At 35.1% G+C, this 16,756-nt stretch carries 13 protein-coding genes; 5 read left to right on the forward strand and 8 right to left on the reverse strand.

All coding sequences use genetic code 11. The annotated features are described in order from the left end of the window. Nucleotides 1-5: 5 nt before the first annotated feature. Both pstC and Q0543_RS04520 read right to left on the reverse strand, forming a co-directional pair. Nucleotides 6-893, reverse strand: a complete 888-nt coding sequence (gene pstC, locus Q0543_RS04515; RefSeq protein ID WP_299249746.1) for a phosphate ABC transporter permease subunit PstC — start codon at nt 891-893, stop codon at nt 6-8. A gap of 21 nt (nt 894-914) precedes the next feature. Then, nucleotides 915-1,928: a PstS family phosphate ABC transporter substrate-binding protein gene (locus Q0543_RS04520; protein WP_299249749.1), complete on the reverse strand. Its 1,014-nt coding sequence runs from the start codon at nt 1,926-1,928 to the stop codon at nt 915-917. 456 nt (nt 1,929-2,384) lie between these two features. Between Q0543_RS04520 and Q0543_RS04525 the strand changes: the two genes are divergently transcribed. Further along, nucleotides 2,385-2,627, forward strand: coding sequence for a hypothetical protein (locus Q0543_RS04525; RefSeq protein ID WP_299249752.1), 243 nt, complete (start codon nt 2,385-2,387; stop codon nt 2,625-2,627). On the opposite strand, the gene Q0543_RS04530 is transcribed toward Q0543_RS04525, so the two are convergent. Further along, nucleotides 2,628-2,942, reverse strand: a complete 315-nt coding sequence (locus Q0543_RS04530) for a hypothetical protein (protein ID WP_299249755.1) — start codon at nt 2,940-2,942, stop codon at nt 2,628-2,630. It lies immediately after the preceding gene. Between the two features lie 27 nt (nt 2,943-2,969). After that, a complete protein-coding gene (locus tag Q0543_RS04535) occupies nt 2,970-3,842 on the reverse strand; it encodes a UDP-2,3-diacylglucosamine diphosphatase (RefSeq protein ID WP_299249940.1) in 873 nt (290 codons plus the stop codon). Nucleotides 3,843-4,147: 305 nt separating this feature from the next. On the opposite strand from Q0543_RS04535, the gene Q0543_RS04540 reads away from it, so the two are divergent. The 4 genes from Q0543_RS04540 (at nt 4,148) to Q0543_RS04555 (ending at nt 9,768) form a co-directional block, all read left to right on the forward strand. Further along, entirely contained in the window at nt 4,148-5,194 is a 1,047-nt protein-coding gene (locus tag Q0543_RS04540; RefSeq protein WP_299249757.1) for a glycosyltransferase family protein, read from the forward strand. Further along, on the forward strand, nt 5,191-6,579 hold the full coding sequence (locus tag Q0543_RS04545; protein WP_299249760.1) for a GH1 family beta-glucosidase: 1,389 nt from the start codon (nt 5,191-5,193) through the stop codon (nt 6,577-6,579). The genes Q0543_RS04540 and Q0543_RS04545 overlap by 4 nt, the downstream gene beginning before the upstream one ends. A 184-nt stretch (nt 6,580-6,763) precedes the next feature. After that, nucleotides 6,764-8,749, forward strand: coding sequence for an amylo-alpha-1,6-glucosidase (locus Q0543_RS04550; protein WP_299249763.1), 1,986 nt, complete (start codon nt 6,764-6,766; stop codon nt 8,747-8,749). 131 nt (nt 8,750-8,880) lie between these two features. Beyond that, nucleotides 8,881-9,768 carry a DMT family transporter gene (locus Q0543_RS04555; RefSeq protein WP_299249765.1) on the forward strand — a complete coding sequence of 296 codons (888 nt, stop codon included), beginning with the start codon at nt 8,881-8,883 and terminating at the stop codon, nt 9,766-9,768. 104 nt (nt 9,769-9,872) lie between these two features. Here the strand turns inward: Q0543_RS04555 and Q0543_RS04560 are convergent, their stop codons facing one another. The 4 genes from Q0543_RS04560 to Q0543_RS04575 all read right to left on the reverse strand — a co-directional run bounded on the left by Q0543_RS04560 (nt 9,873) and on the right by Q0543_RS04575 (nt 16,654). Further along, the gene (locus Q0543_RS04560) at nt 9,873-11,414 is read right to left on the reverse strand and encodes a hypothetical protein (protein WP_299249767.1); all 1,542 of its coding nucleotides are present in this window, start codon (nt 11,412-11,414) and stop codon (nt 9,873-9,875) included. 9 nt (nt 11,415-11,423) lie between these two features. Beyond that, complete coding sequence (locus Q0543_RS04565; protein ID WP_299249769.1) at nt 11,424-11,720, reverse strand: chaperone modulator CbpM; 297 nt, start codon at nt 11,718-11,720, stop codon at nt 11,424-11,426. Continuing rightward, nucleotides 11,717-12,607, reverse strand: coding sequence for a J domain-containing protein (locus Q0543_RS04570; RefSeq protein ID WP_299249771.1), 891 nt, complete (start codon nt 12,605-12,607; stop codon nt 11,717-11,719). Before Q0543_RS04570 ends, Q0543_RS04565 begins: the two co-directional genes overlap by 4 nt. Nucleotides 12,608-12,745: 138 nt before the next feature. Continuing rightward, nucleotides 12,746-16,654 (reverse strand): Ig-like domain-containing protein, encoded by a 3,909-nt coding sequence (locus tag Q0543_RS04575; protein WP_299249773.1) that lies wholly within the window; start codon nt 16,652-16,654, stop codon nt 12,746-12,748. Nucleotides 16,655-16,756 lie beyond the last annotated feature (102 nt).

Raw genomic sequence — 16,756 nt, forward strand, 5'->3', positions numbered from 1 at the left:
AACAATTACTTATAAACTTGTTGGTAACGTTTCTTCAACCAGAAACTAATATTGTTCAATAACAAAGTGATGATGAATAAACTCATCCCAACTGCATAGATAGTTTTATATTCGATAGAATCATTCGCCACATCTCCATTTACTGTTTGAACAATGTATGTTGTTGCCGTTTGTACTTGATTTAAGGGATTGAATGTTAATGTAGGTTTATTACCTGCTGCAATAGCAACGATCATTGTCTCTCCCACTGCTCTTGACAATGCAAGTATGATTGATACGGCAATCCCTGATAATGCTGCTGGTATAACAACACGAAATGCAGTTTGAAACTTAGTTGCACCCATACCATAAGAACCTTCTCTTAACATACGTGGCACAGCGTGTAAAGCATCTTCACTTAATGAAGAAACCAAGGGTAAAATCATAATCCCCATAATAATGCCCGGAGCTAAGGCATTGAAATTATTTAATTCTAAAGAAGGAAATGCTTGTTGGATGTATGGTGTTACAAATGCTAATGCAAAATAACCATACACGATGGTAGGTATTGACGCCAGAATTTCTAAAATTGGTTTAACAATATTCCGAACTCGATTGCTTGCGTACTCGCTTAAATAAACCGCTATGGTAATTCCTAAAGGAACCGCTACAGCCATGGCTATAAAAGTTGTTAGAAATGTGCCTGCCAATAGAGGCATTATACCAAAGTGTTGTTGATCTTTAGAAAATGATGGTGACCATTCTGTATCTGTTAAGAAATTCCAGATGGGTACAACTTCAAAAAACCTAACTGTTTCAAACAATAAAACAGCAATAATGCCTACAGTTGTTAACACGGTTAACAAACTGCAGGCAAGTAGGAATGCTTCAATTATTTTTTCTGAGCGCTTCATTCAATAAGGCAACAATTTAAATTATTGTTGTGTAGATTTTAATACTTCTTCTAATTTCACACCAACCGTAGTCTTCAAAGTTAAGAAAAGCGATCCAGTTGTGCCAGAAGTAAAACGTGCTTTTACTAATTTATATGCTTCTGGTGATAAAGCAACATATCCTGTTTCAGGAACCAACGTTGGTGCTTGATCAATGTAATAATTTACAAAATTAGCGACTTCTGGTCTTTTAGATGATTGTTTATTTATATAAATCAACAATGGACGAGATAAAGGTTGGTATGTTCCATTTACAATAGTTTCAGTAGTTGCTAAGATTGGGCCTTTACCATTGTCGTCTTTTTGATCATCAATTGCCACTAATTTCAATTTGTCTTGATTTTCATAGAAATATGCGTATCCAAAATACCCCAACGAATGTTTATCTCCTGCTACGCCACTCACCAATCCATTATCATCCTCACTAGCAGTATAATCTGTTCTGCAAGATCTTGCTTCGCCTACAATCGCTTCTGTAAAGTAATCAAATGTTCCTGATTCTGTACCTGCACCGTATAAATTAATTTTTTCATGTGGCCAGCCTGCACGTATTTGGTCCCAATGTGTTACAGTTCCTTTAGCTGAAGGTTCCCATATTTTTTTCAATTCTGCAACCGTTAGAAAATCAACCCACGTGTTTTCTTTACTAACAACCACCGCCAAACCATCGTATGCGATTGGAATTTCAAGATATTCGATTCCTTTTTCTTTACAGTCTTTGTCTTCTGATTCTTTTATCGGTCTTGATGCTCCAGTTACATCAATTTCATTTCGAATGAATTTTTTGAATCCAGCACCCGTTCCAGATGCATTTGCTGTAATTTTAATATCCTTATTTTCGTTTTCAAATTCTTCTGCAACAGCTTCAGAAATTGGAAAAACAGTAGAAGAGCCGTCTACTTTAATTGAAGAACTTTGTACTGACTCTGAATTTTCTTTATTTCCACAAGAAGAAATCATTACAGCGACAAAGCTAATTAAGAGAATTTTTTTCATGTTGAATTTATTTGTTTCGAATGAATTTTGATAATTTATTTTGCACTTAACATATAGCTTAGTTTAACTACTATATTTTATTGATTATTTCAATTTAACATATTCCTATAATATTGATTTGTTGTATAATGTATGAAAATCAACGTTATACAAATTAGTACTATTGTTGTTAATATACTTTCATTACTACTTACAAAGACCTATTAACCATGCTTAGAGTAAGTTATAGATAAATAAGACATTAAATACTCTTAATTAAATGTTATTCGTATTCGTCATACAAGTCCATACAAAGTAGCAATCTAAATGTTATCATACTATTACTCCAATGTTACCAAAATGTTAAGAGTTGTAAATTAAAAATAAATCTCTTTTTATTCAGCAACACCAAGACTTAATTTTATAGTAACTATTTGATAATCTATGTATTGTAAGTTGCATTAAAATTCTTTCAATATGGACAAAATCGATTCTTTGGGACATTACCTTGATTTGCAATTACACGCAGAACAATACCAACTTATAAATATCAAAATTTATAACATTATCGGCGAAAAAAAACTTTCTATTTGGGAAGAATTAAATGAAGGTGAAAACAATGTAGTTGTAGATATATCCACACTGATTAAGGGTACTTATCGATTAACCATATCTTATTTAAACGACAGATTTGCAGAAGATAGATTCACTTTGTATTAATTAAAACATACTACTCAAATTGAGAATTGGTTTACTTAAAAATAAATAATCAGAGTTTGTAATTTCAATTGTGTTGATTTCATCTAAATGAAAATAAGCAAAAATAGGTTTTCTATTTTCACGTAAATATGCATATTCCTCATGCATAGTCATTCCTTTTATTAAACATGTTGAAACATTGTATTCATATATTCGAAAAGATTTCAACATCAAATTTCCATTATATAATAACACATCAACAACCGTTTGTTGCTTTTTATGTTTTTGCTTTTTTAATATATCTTTTATTTCCCTTTTAAGAGTAGTTGTGTCCATATCATTCTAACGAATTAAGTTTGGATTTTATAAATTTAATAGACTCGAAATAGATGCTAGTCTTGGTTTATATATGGTTATATCTTTTGTAAATTTTGTCATGTTCTCAAAAACAAATAAAGAGTCATCTGCGTCTTCAATACTATCTATATCTGCATTAAAAGATTCGTTATAATAAATAAGTTTCCATTCACCATGTATTGTTTCTACAAGTGCCGACATAGACTCAACCCAATCACCTGAATTTAAATATTCAATGCCATTATAATTTTTAATTGCTGGCTGATGAATATGGCCACATATAACCCCGTCGCACTTACGAAAGCGAGCCAATTCTACTAATGCCATTTCATAATCAGAAATATATGAAACTGCAGATTTTACTTTTTGTTTAACAATTTGTGAAAGCGAATAATAAGGCAAGCCTTTTTTAACTCTATAATTATTATAATGTTTATTTATCCATAATAAAAAGGTGTAGCCTACATCTCCCAATTTTGCAATCCATTTTAAATTGGTTGTAATAGAATCAAAGATATCCCCATGAATGACCAAATAGGATTTCCCAGTTGCACCTTTATGAATATATTCTCTCTCAATGTGAATATTCCCAAAACTTAAAGGCAATATCGTATCCAAAAAATCATCGTGATTCCCTCTTAAGTAATATACTTTTGTTTTATATTGTTCAGTCATTTTTATGACTCTTTTAAAAAATCGTGTGTGTGACTTTTTCCATTTGCCATATTTTTGTAATTGCCAACCATCAATAATGTCACCATTTAAAAGCAAGGTGTCACAAGAATGGTTTTTTAAAAAATTTGATACTTCTTTTGCTTTCGACCCAGAGGTTCCTAAGTGAATGTCAGAAAGCACTATCGTTCTGTAGTGTGTTTTTATCATATACCAAAACAAAAATTCATGTTTGTCTTACAAAAGAACATAAATGTATTGATGTAATTTTTATAATGATATTATGTTATCATTATATATAGCATTCATAGGTAACAATACCATAATATATCCTTAACCTCTACAGAATATAAGAACCATACTTTTATGAAAGGAAATATAGACACATTTATCATGAGACATGTACTTTCAAAAGTAGCAAAACGTATTTTCAATATTCTTGAAAATTTCATTATTAGCAAATTAATTGCATTTAATTCACCTTTTAGAGTTCGTAATTCTTAATTCAATTCATGAAAATATTATATGCCATACAAGGCACTGGAAATGGCCATTTAAGCAGAGCTTTAGAAATAGTACCCTTATTGAAAAAGTACGGAGAAGTAGATGTCTTAGTAAGCGGTATACAAGGAGATTTACAATTGCCTTTCCCAATAAAATATACTTTTAAAGGACTAAGTTTCATCTTTGGGAAAAAAGGCGGAGTAGATTTATACAATACGTTTTTGAAATTAAAATCAAAGCGAGTTTATAATGAAATCAAACAATTGCCGATAGATGAATACGATATTGTTATTAATGATTTTGAACCCATAAGTGCTTGGGCTTGCTATGCAGCCAATAAACAATGTATTTCTTTAAGTCATCAATCTGCTGTTCAATCTGCACATTCGCCTAAACCAATAAGTTATGATATTATTGGACAAGCTCTGTTACGCTACTATGCGCCCTCTACAAAACAATATGGCTTCCATTTTGAACGCTACGATAAAAATATTTTCACACCCGTAATACGGCAACAAATCAGAAAAGCAACAGTTGAGAATTTAGGACATTATACGGTCTATTTGCCAGCATACGACGACGATCGTATATTAAAACATCTCTTAGGATTTGAACATATTCAATGGCGGGTTTTCTCAAAACACAATAAGAAGGGGCTAATAAAAAAGAACGTTGTCATTCTTCCAATTCAAAATGAATTGTTTGTAGAAAGTATTGCAAGTTCAGAAGGTGTGATCTGTGGCGCAGGTTTTGAAACACCAGCTGAGGCACTTTTCATGAAAAAGAAATTATTGGTAATTCCAATGAAAGGTCAGTATGAACAACAATGCAATGCGACGGCATTAGAAGAAATGGGCGTGCCGGTTATGAAAAGTTTAAAAAAGAAACATTTACATATACTTGAAAAATGGCTTAGCTCAGAAGATCGAATTGAAGTAGATTATCCTGATATTACAGAACGGATTTTAGATCATATTTTTTCAAAATATACAAAATCTAAGAGTGAAGGCGATTTGGTTCGAAAATGGGAAAAAGAGCTTGATTTAGATGCATGATACACTTTGAACCCAATCAATCCAATTTGTTTATTCCAGATACACTTTCAACTTATAAAAAAAACCTTGATACCACATTTATTTGGGGCGTTTCTACATCAGCATACCAAACTGAAGGTGGTTATAATGTAGATGGTAAAGGCCCTTCTATTTGGGATACATTTACAAATAAGGATACCCATAAAATACGAGATAAAAAGAATGGAAATATAGCCTGTGATTTTTATAGCCGCTATGAAGAAGATTTGAAATTAATGCATGCATTGGGAATCAATCATTTTAGATTTTCTATTTCATGGGCCCGGATTTTACCTTATGGAATTGGTGAAATCAACCCTGCAGGTGTTGCGTTTTATGATCGTTTAATTGATGCATGTTTAAAATATAATATTACGCCTTGGATTACATTATACCATTGGGATTTACCGCAAGCGCTAGAAAATAAAGGTGGTTGGACGAACCGAGAAGTTGTCAATTGGTTCACCTCTTATGTTTCGATTTGTGTAAAATATTTTGGTGATCGGGTTTCCAACTGGATGGTAATGAATGAGCCCATGGTATTTGTTGGTGCTGGTTATTTTTTAGGTATTCATGCACCTGGTAGAAGAGGAATGAAAAATTTTTTACCTGCAATTCATCATGCCGTATTAAGTATGTGCGAAGGTGCGCGAGCAATAAAATCCATTCAACCTGGAGCCAACGTTGGCACAACGTTTTCGTGCTCTCATATAGAACCATATAGAAATATTGATAAAGATGTTTTAGCAGCACATAGGATGGATGCGCTTTTAAATAGACTATTTATTGAGCCAACTCTGGGAATGGGCTATCCAACAGATGTATTAAAACCATTGCAGCCCATTCATCAGTATATTTTACAAGGCGACGAATATAAAATGCAATTCAATTTTGACTTCATAGGTGTTCAGAATTATACACGAGAATTTGTTAAACATTCGTGGTTAACCCCCTACTTAAAAGCTAGACTTGTTAGTGCTCCAGATAGAAATGTTCAACATACATTAATGAATTGGGAAGTATATCCACAGTCCATTTACCATATGATTAAAAAGTTTGATGCCTACCCCGGAATAAAAAAAATATTGATTACAGAAAACGGTGCAGCATTTGAAGATACCCATCACGAAAGAATTATTGCTGATCATTTAAGGACAATATTCTTGCAAGATCACATAGAACAAGTGTTAAAAGCAAAAAAGGAAGGAGCAAAAGTTGAGGGCTATTTTGTTTGGACATGGACCGATAACTTTGAATGGGCAGAAGGATTTTATCCACGTTTTGGCCTGATTTACACAGACTTCAATACACAAAAACGCATTGTGAAAGAATCAGGAGCTTGGTATGGGAATTTTATACGTGGCTAAACATCTATTTTCTATTTTAGTTCCCCTAAAATTTTCACTTAATTTATACGGGAGGCCACCTTTTTTAACGGCAATTATATGTGGATTAGTAAAATATAGATTACCTTAGTATATCAATTTGTTTACAACAATACCCCCTTAAGTGTAAGCAAACATTACTAAGATTATCATTCTACATACTGCTATGTTACGATTAGACAAAACCGCCATTCAAACTGATGTTCACAAGTTATTCTATGGCTCTTCTGGTAAACTTTGGGAAGGCAACGAATGGATAGAAACAAATGGCTTGGGTGGCTGGGCAAGTAGTTCTTTAAGTGGTTGCAATACGCGTAGGTACCATGGAATGCTAGTTGCAGCGACGAAGCCGCCAACTGAACGCATGGTTTTAGTAAACAAATTGGATGAAATCATCGTTATAAATGATGAATTTATTCCATTGAATACAAATAAATTTCGTGAAGCAATTTCGCCTCAAGGTTATTTATTACTAACTGAATTCAAAAAGGATTTTTTTCCAGAATTTATTTTTGAATCGCATGGTGTTGTAATTAAAAAAACAGTTGCGATGGTACAAGGTGAAAATACAACGGTTGTATTGTACAATGTATTGAAAGCGTCTTCCTCCTTTACGTTTAAATTACTTCCATTAATATCTGGAAGAGACTATCATTCGTTGCATTCAGCAAATGAGGAGTTTAATAAAAAATGCACGTTTGAAAACGGAATATTCAAAACGAAACCCTATGCATCCACTCCTGAAATATTTATTTCTATTCCGAATGCAGCGTTAAGGGAAGATCCGAATTGGTTTTATCAATTCGACTACGCTATAGAACGCTACAGAGGTGCTGATTGCGAAGAAGATTTATTTAATCATGGAACATTTTCATTGAAATTAAATGCGGGTGATTCTTTTGGTGTAATTCTTTCAACAGAAGACCCAACAGGTAGAGATCCCTTTCAACTTTTCGAAATTGAGCGTAAACGCAAAGCTCAATTGCTTGAAGGAAAGTCAAACAATTCCACTGTAGAACAATTAACATTGTCAGCAAATCAGTTTATTGTTACGCGTTCAGAAAATTTAAAAACAGTTATTGCAGGATATCATTGGTTTACCGACTGGGGTAGAGATACAATGATTTCTTTGCCAGGTTTATGTTTAACAACTGGAAAGTTTGATGACGCCAAGCGCATTCTGAAAGCCTTTGCTGAAAGTGTACAGAATGGCATGATCCCAAATCGTTTCAAAGATGGAAACGAAGCACCTGAATACAATAATGTTGACGGGACACTTTGGTTTTTCGTAGCGGTATATAAATACCTTCAAACGACACAAGACAGAAATTTTGTACTCAATGAGATTCTTCCAATATTAAAAGATATTGTTGACCATCATTTTAAAGGCACCTTGTTCAATATCAAAGTAGACGAGGATAACCTTTTACATGCAGGAGAAGTTGGGCAACAACTCACTTGGATGGATGCAAAAGTTGGTGATTGGGTTGTTACGCCGCGCATGGGTAAGCCGGTTGAGATACAAGCATTGTGGTATAATAGTTTAAAAATATTTGCATCGTTATTAGAGACTAATTCTCAATCACAAGATGCAGCGGCAATGGAAACGGCAGCTGAAAAAACAAAGGAATCATTCTTAGCTAAATTCTGGAATCAAAACGGGAATTATTTATACGATTTAATAGGTGAAGACAATCAACCAAACGATTGCATTCGCCCGAATCAACTTTTTGCAATCAGTCTTCCGTTTCAATTATTAGAAGGCGAAAAAGCACAAGCTGTATTTAATTGTGTAGAAGAACATTTATATACACCAGTTGGTTTGCGGAGTTTAAGCCCTCATGATCAAAATTATTATGGCATCTACCAAGGAGATGGAAAAAGACGTGATGCGTCCTATCACCAAGGCACGGTATGGAGTTGGCTTCTTGGACCCTACCTGGACGTTATGATGCGCGTTGGTGGCGACCATGCACATCGATTAAGTAAAAAAGTTATTACTAATTTTACCTACCATTTAGAAGAAGCGGGTATCGGTAGCGTATCGGAAATATTTGATGGAGATGCGCCGCATCACCCACGTGGTTGTATTGCACAAGCTTGGGGTGTTGCCGAAGTATTGCGCGTTATTGAAGAATACCAACTATCGTAAGCAAATTCCAAATCGCAAAAAACCAATTCCAAATAAAACTAAAAATCCCATAACATGAGTTATGGGATTTTTAGTTGGAAGAATAAATGGTAATTTTAATTCACCTTACAATCCAAACAGGTTTCCTTTTGATGAATCAACAAAACAAAAATGAAAAGCTACTATTCATAGGCATACTATTTAGTATGTTTATGTGGGGCTTGAGTTGGCCATCTGGGAAGGTTGCTGCAGGCTATGGTGCCCCTATGACGGTTGTTCTCATTCGCTATGTAGTTGTATTGATTAGTTTCATTCCAATTTTCATGTTTATGAAGGCGCCGCTTTTGATAAACAAAAAGGGTGTGTTGCCCTTATTAATTGCTGGACTTCTATTGTCATTATATACCTATTTATTCTTTTTCGGATTGAAAAACGGATTGGCAGGGGCTGGTGGTGTATTGGTTACTACCATGAATCCAATTATGGCTTATGGTTTGGGATTAATCATAAATAGAAAAAAACCTACGCGAAATGAATCTATCGGTTTGCTATTGGGAATACTTGCAGGGGCTTCCTTACTAAAGCTATGGGGTAATCTAGATGAATTATTTGCTTCCGGAAATCTGTATTTTTTGTTAGCTGCTTTTGTATGGGCTGTTATGAGTAGAATCACATCGACTGCATCAAAGTACGGTTCTTCATTTAGTTTTAGTTTGTGGATGTATGTTGCGACTATTGTTATCGTAATTCCTTTTGTTGACCTATCTGATTTTACATCTTTGATGCAACATGCAGATGGTTATTTTTGGTGGAATATTGTATTTAGTGCTTTATTTGCAACATCTCTTGCCACAACATATTACTTCTATGCGACTACTGCCTTAGGGCCTGAAAAAGCCAGTAGTTTTATTTTTCTAGTACCCGTTTCCGCAGCGCTATCCGCTTGGTTATTTTTAGGAGAAGCATTGCTTCCACATACAATTATTGGCGGGATATTGGGTATTGCTGCGGTGTATATGATTAATAGAAAGAAGTCCTAGGGCTGATGTTGTGCGTTTTGGGTTAAAAGAAAAATATCTAGCTGGCTACATGTTCCCTAATAAATAATAAAAATAGTTTAAATAAATTTCGTCTCTAGTAAATTTTAATTTGACATAAGCGCTATAAAATATTTCTTTCGCGCCATAAATGTTTGAGAAGAAATACGTTCAAATTCTTCAGGATATTCATCTACATATTGATCGTTCCAAGAGCCCATTCCGCCAAACACATCCGATACTGTTAATGCAAATAATCCACAGATACTATTTCTGTTATACTTCATTTTATTCCATTCTTCGATATAAAAGAAATTATTATTTACAATTTCTACAGAACCATTTGAAAAACCTTTTGAAATAATATCTTTTACGATTTCACTTAAATGATTTTCATTGAAATCTCCATTAGGTACTTCATCCGACAAAAAATAATGTGAAAGTCGAAATGCTTCTTCCAACGGAGAATTAATTTTGTGCGCAAACAATTCAATATCAGAAAGTGCTTTTAAAAAGGCTTGTTTAGATTGTTCAAAAACTTCTTTTGAATCCAATTGCATTGTTATGGCTACAGGTTCAAACAAGTAGAATTCCCATGCTTTTTTGTTGCTCTGCAAGTACCACCGATTCGACATACCACGTTCAACCGCTTTATCGTATTCTTTATCACTAGGTGAAAATGCTTCTTTAATTTCAAAAGGAATAATAGGTCTTATACCTTGCTCCTTACTGAATTTTCGAATGGCGTTACATACACTAAATACAAGCCCCGAATCATATAACACTTCGTCCGTTAGACTATTTATAGTGTCTTCAAGTTCTGATGCCGCTGTTAATGGAAACAAGTCTAAGGGGTATTCTTCTAAATCTTCTTGAATCAGTTTCCAAATTATAGCATCTGCTTTTTGAGCACAAATAAGTGTAATTAATTCTTTGCCCGTTACTTTTCTTTCTGGATATAAATAAACAACTGGATCTTCTTCTATGACATCCTCTTTAAATACATATTTAAAAAATAAATATTTCAGGTACTCTGGTATTTCCAATGCAATCTCCGTTACAATACATTCTATTTGTATTTCTTCTAATAGATTTGAAGCAAGCATTTCAAATACTTCTATCCCTTCTGCTGTATGTAAATAAGAATAGAGAGATTCTTTTGAAATACCCTTTCGTCCATTTAACTGATTTGAATCTGAAATAATTTCTGTAATCAATTGAAGCAACTCCTCTTTATTTTTTTGAGCTTTAACCCATTCAATAAACAAATCAACTGTCATTTCATATTGCGAGGAATACGTTGACTTTATAATATAATATTGACTTTTATGCTCTGTAATGACTTCCACCAAATATTCTTGCGTGCCCGAAAATGCTGCAGCAATATGTTCAGGTAGCGCATCAATCTCATATGCAAGTGAACGCACTTTACATTTTACGTCCTGTTCGCTTCTAATGGATTTATACCACGTTGCAAAAGAAAGAACTGCTCCGTTGTCTAAGCCAACTCCAAGAGATACCGCTTCTGGTTTTCTAAGTTCTGTTATTTCAAAAATGCCTCCAAAATAATCCAGTAATTCGGATTCGATTTCTTCAGGTGCTTCTAACAAACCTTTTGTTAAAACAATAATATAATCTAACCTAGTCATATGATGACATTATTCCCCTTCATATATCTTCAATCGACTCTTCGAATTTTTTAACTCCTCTTGCAAAGCATCAATTTTTTCTAATAAATTAAATACGATATCAATGCCTTCTATATTTACATCGAGATCATTATGCATACGAATCATCTTTTCAATTAAGCGAATTTGATTTTCATGGACATAATGCACCTCTTCAACCGTATCTATTTGAATAAGACCGATAGCTACAAGATTATTTATAAATGAAACCTGCACATTGTAATGCGTACTAATTTCAACAACAGGAATAAGCCCTTCTACACTCATGCGTTTCTAAGTTTAGATAACTCGGTAAATAATTCTTTTTCTTTCTCCGTTAAATTTGTAGGCAATGCAACGGTATATGTAATGTACATATCACCAAACTCGGTTTCTTTTTTATAAACAGGCAAGCCTTTGCCTTTTAACTTTACTTTGGTGCCGGGTTGCGTTTCGGGTGCAACTTTTAATTTTACTTTACTATCGAAAGTGTCTACAATTAAGTCACCGCCTAAAAGTGCCTTGTATAAATCGATTTCTATGTTCTGATGCAAGTCGTTGTTGTCTATTTTAAAGTTTGTACTGTTGGTGACATTAATCTGAATTTGTAAATCACCCTTGGGACCACCACTTAAGCCGTCTCCGCCGTACCCAGAAATTTTAATTACTTGTCCATCTTTAATACCTGCGGGGATTGTTATGCGAATATTTCGACCATTCACATTCAATTCCCTTTTATGTGTGGTAAAAATTTCTTTCAAATCTAGATTCAATTCGGCAAATAAATCAGCACCTTTAAATTTTACGCCGCCTCTACCACCTCTAGACCCGCCACCGCCGCCACCAAACATGGAACTGAAAAAATCAGAGTAGTCCGATTCAAACGGATTGCCTCCACTTGACCTTGATCCGCCCGATTGTTGAGATCTTTGCTGCCCGGAATTTGCATAAGCATTTCCGTTTTTCCAATTATCCCCATATGCATCGTATTTCTTTCGATTCTCTGCATTGCTGAGCACTTCATTGGCCTCATTAATCTCTTTGAATTTTTGTTCGGCTGCTTTATCATTCGGATTTAAATCGGGATGATACTTTCGAGCCATTTTACGATAGGCCTTTTTAATGTCTGCTTCTGTGGCACTTTTAGAAATGCCAAGAATATTATAATAATCCATACAAGAATGCTACTTACTGTTACTTCCATTAAGTTGAACATTTTGTTTTATAAAATCAAGTGATTGATTCGTATAAACTTAAAAAACCCTAACAAATGATATTTGTCAGGATTTTTTAAGTTTATACGATCCTTAAGCTTACCTCTTCAGTAATCTAAAGGTTTTTGTAATGCCTTCATATTGTGCAGTTACCATATATACTCCAACGGGCAAACCAGACCCTAAATAAATTATTTGATTCGCATGCAATGTATTAGAATCCCAAACAACAGTGCCATTGATATCGACCATAGTTACGTTCAAAGCAACATCTGTCGAATAAATCACGTGAATGGTTGTTTGATCTAAGAACGGATTCGCACCCACTTTTATAGCATTCAAAAATTCAATATCTGTTGTTGCATTCGGACTTGCAGCCATTGCTTGTGCAGCATTTGCATTGCTACAAACATCGATATTTTTCATGTATAAATTAACTGTATTGTTCGGCTGGCCTGCAAATGTAAATTTATATGCCAAGTAAATAACCCCTGTAGTTGTTGAACTAATCGTAACTGTTTTGGTTGTGTACGATGTAGGTAAGCCAGCACTAACAGTTATTGCAGGCTGTGCTAACACAGCACCATTCCACATTTCGCCTGTTGCAAAACCAAGTTCCATTTCCGTAACAGGATTTTGTGCATCGTTTTTGAAATCGAAAGATACCGTATATGTTTGTCCGCTAACTACATTAATAGCCTTTCCTGTTTCGATAACCCAAAGATCTGCGTTACCCCACTGGCGATGTTTAATGTTTATTGCATTAGTGGCAGTAACTACAGCGGAACCATTTCCTTGGTCTGCCCAATCATTTCGAACCACCCATTGATCTGCAACCGGGGCAGTTTGCATTATACAATTTTCTGTTGGCGTTGTTGGATTTATAACGGCAATTGAAATGCTGTTAGAAGTAACAGTCCCACCAACATTATCTGTTGCTTTTGCATGAATCGTATACGTACCGGCAGTAACAGCAGTCCATGTGTAGGTATATGGTGCATTCGTGTCTGAACTCAACAAAACTGTTCCATTATAAAATTCCACTTTAGAAATTGTTCCGTCTGAATCAGTTGCATTGGCAGAAATCGTGACAGAAGCAGGTGCAGTGAAACTCGCATTATTTGTAGGACTAGTAATCGCAATCGTTGGCAATACATTTTCAGGTGCAGTAACTGTTACAACAAATGTTTGCGTACTTGTGCAGCCTCCATCATTTGTATACGTTGCTACATAATTCCCAGCTTGATTTAATTGAATATTAGTCACTGTCGTTTCACGCGTTGTCGCAGTAAAATTTTTCGGACCCGTCCAAGACCATGAACCCGTAGTAACAGGTTGCGGACCAAATTTAACGGAACCACCAACAAGTAGTGTAGCCATTGTAGAATTTGACCATGCACCATTTATTTGAATATACGGGATAATAGCCGTTGGCGTGCAGGCCGGATTTACAATAAGTGTAATGGCTGCAGACGTTGTAATTGCGCCGTTATTATCGGTTGCTTTTGCTGTGATGGTATATGTGCCTACTGCAACATTTGTCCAGCTATAATTATAGGGTGCTGAAACATCTTTATATAATAAAGTTGCACCAGTGTAGAATGCAACACTAGCAATGGTCCCATCTGTATCTGATGCATTTGCTGATAATGTAATTGTTGCAGGCATAGTAAATGTTGCATTATTGGTCGGAGAAGTAATACTTACTATAGGCAATGCATTTGCAACAGCTGTTCCGTAAAACTCTACTTCGTTCACGTTGCCATATCCATTTATTGGCGCCAAATAACGCACATATCTAATAGCAGTTGCATTCGTTAGGTTCACACAATTCCAGCCATAAGCAGGTGCTGTTGCAATCGTATATAAATCCACTACACCCGCTGAGAAATCTGCCGTACTTGATCCTTGAAATTTTCCGCCAACCATACGATCTGAATAGTTTGCTCTTGGATAAAAACGAACCCCCGTAATTTTCTTGTTACTCACCAAATCCAAACCAGCCCATGAAGCATCGCCACTGGCAGCATCAAAAAACGTATTGACATTGCCATCAAATACCTTATCCTTGTTATCGTTTGTTGTGCCACTGTACGAACCAGCTGTTCCTAAATAATTCGTTGTATTTAATTTTGTGTTCGCAAGTGTGCAAATTGGTGCAAGTACGCTAACTGTTACGCCTGCTGTAACCGCTGTTGCACCTAAATTGTCCGTAGCCTTTGCAGTAATCGTATACGTTCCTGCTGCAACGTTTGTCCACGTATAGCTATAAGGTACCGAAGCATCCGAACTTAATAAAACTGTACCGCTATAAAAATCTACTCTAGAAATAGTGCCATCTGCATCGCTCGCATTTGCTGAAATTGTAATACTAGCGGGCCCATTATAGGTTGCATTTGTTACGGGTGCTGTCAATGTAATTACAGGTGATTTGTTAGATGAACCACCTTTGTAATCAAAGCTAATAACTTCACCAACTACAGAAACATTCGTAATGCCTAAATTAGCTGCTAAGCCAGCCAAAGAACCATCTGCTAAAAATGCACTTGGATTCGTTGTGTTATCAAACTTTGTTCTGTTTTTATTTTGAGAAAAAGTAGCTTGATTTAAATTTCCATTTACTGCGTTGGTTCCACCAGGTCTATATATATAAAGTTCTTCTGGTCCGTTTGCTCCATTTCCATCAATAGTTGGATTGACTCTATATATTAACAAGCCTTCGTCACCACCAAGTTTTGATTCATAAAACCCTTCTTTTTTTCTATACTCCAGTACTAAATATTGATCTGTATTTGGGAGATTGATTCGGTATGCCGCAAATGAAGAGCGAGAAACAGGAGCTAAGCTATAGCGACCCGCATCTGTTAGTACAGGGATACTTGGACTCCATTTTGCATAATTTTGTTTTAAATATACCGTCATGTGTCTTGGAGAATTCCAATCACCACTCGACATCAAATCCCAGTCTCCAGAAGGCTCATGCGGATAGTCCGTGTAGTGATATAAATCTGGCGCACCAAAAGAATGAAATAACTCGTGACAAATAACTCCAATACCTAAGGCATCCGAAAACACAATGTTATAATCGTATGCTCTTTTGTTGTTAATTTTTACGGTTTGAGAATAAAGAGACCAACGGTGTGGCCAAAGCAATTCAGACCAGCCTTCATTTACACCATTAATTACAAATACAATGTTATCAATGTTACCATCGTTGTCGCCATCAATCATCAAATTAGCTGGCACTTGGTTTTGAACAGCCTTAACAGCGTTTGCTAATAGGGTATGTTCCCGTGTGGTTGAATTGGGAGTGGCATTATCATATCCATCGGGAGCATCTTTTGTATAATAACTTCTTGGATGAGAATCATGGTACGATACAGGATACGTACCTGGTGATGTTGGATAAAAAGAACTCACCAAATCCAATTGGCTATTTGAAGCTTCTTTATAAAAATCTCTCACAGAAGCAGAACCAACCGCATTAAATTTTGACGTAATCGTAGACATAGGGAGTGTTATCTCTCCTTGATCACTAAAGCTAATAAACACAACTAAGTTATTATAAACACCTGATGCTTGTCTTACTGATTGTGGAGCGGATGTCCTAAGATTAGATTGTGGAACAGCTTTTTGCGCTTTTAATTGCTGTGTTTTTGCAACAACCTCTGTATCGCTTAAATTTACACCTGGCTGAATACCTATCGAAGATGGGTCAACTTGTCCCGCGATAAAATTAGAAGGTATTAATTTTCCGTTTTCAATAATTGCATACACATAAAAACCGCTAGTCTGATTTTTAATGATGGTGTAATTATTACTATCGTGCATCCAGTTATGAAATTCATTACCCGTTGCCAAACAATTTAAAATGGTGCCGTCAGGTTGTGTTACGCGCATAGGTACATTTTTCATGTAAGATGCTTTCACAGAAACAACAAAAACAATACAGAAAATTAAGGAAAGGAACTTGGATCCGATATTTCCTCGTAGTAGATTTTTATTCATACAGTTTTGGGTTAGGGTTAATTCTTTTTTTTGAATTCGGAAATAAATACTGATTGTATATAAACAAATATATTTCATTATTGCCGTTGATCCTTACAATTT

The sequence above is a fragment of the uncultured Cytophaga sp. genome (assembly GCF_937863595.1).
Lineage (GTDB): Bacteria > Bacteroidota > Bacteroidia > Cytophagales > Cytophagaceae > Cytophaga.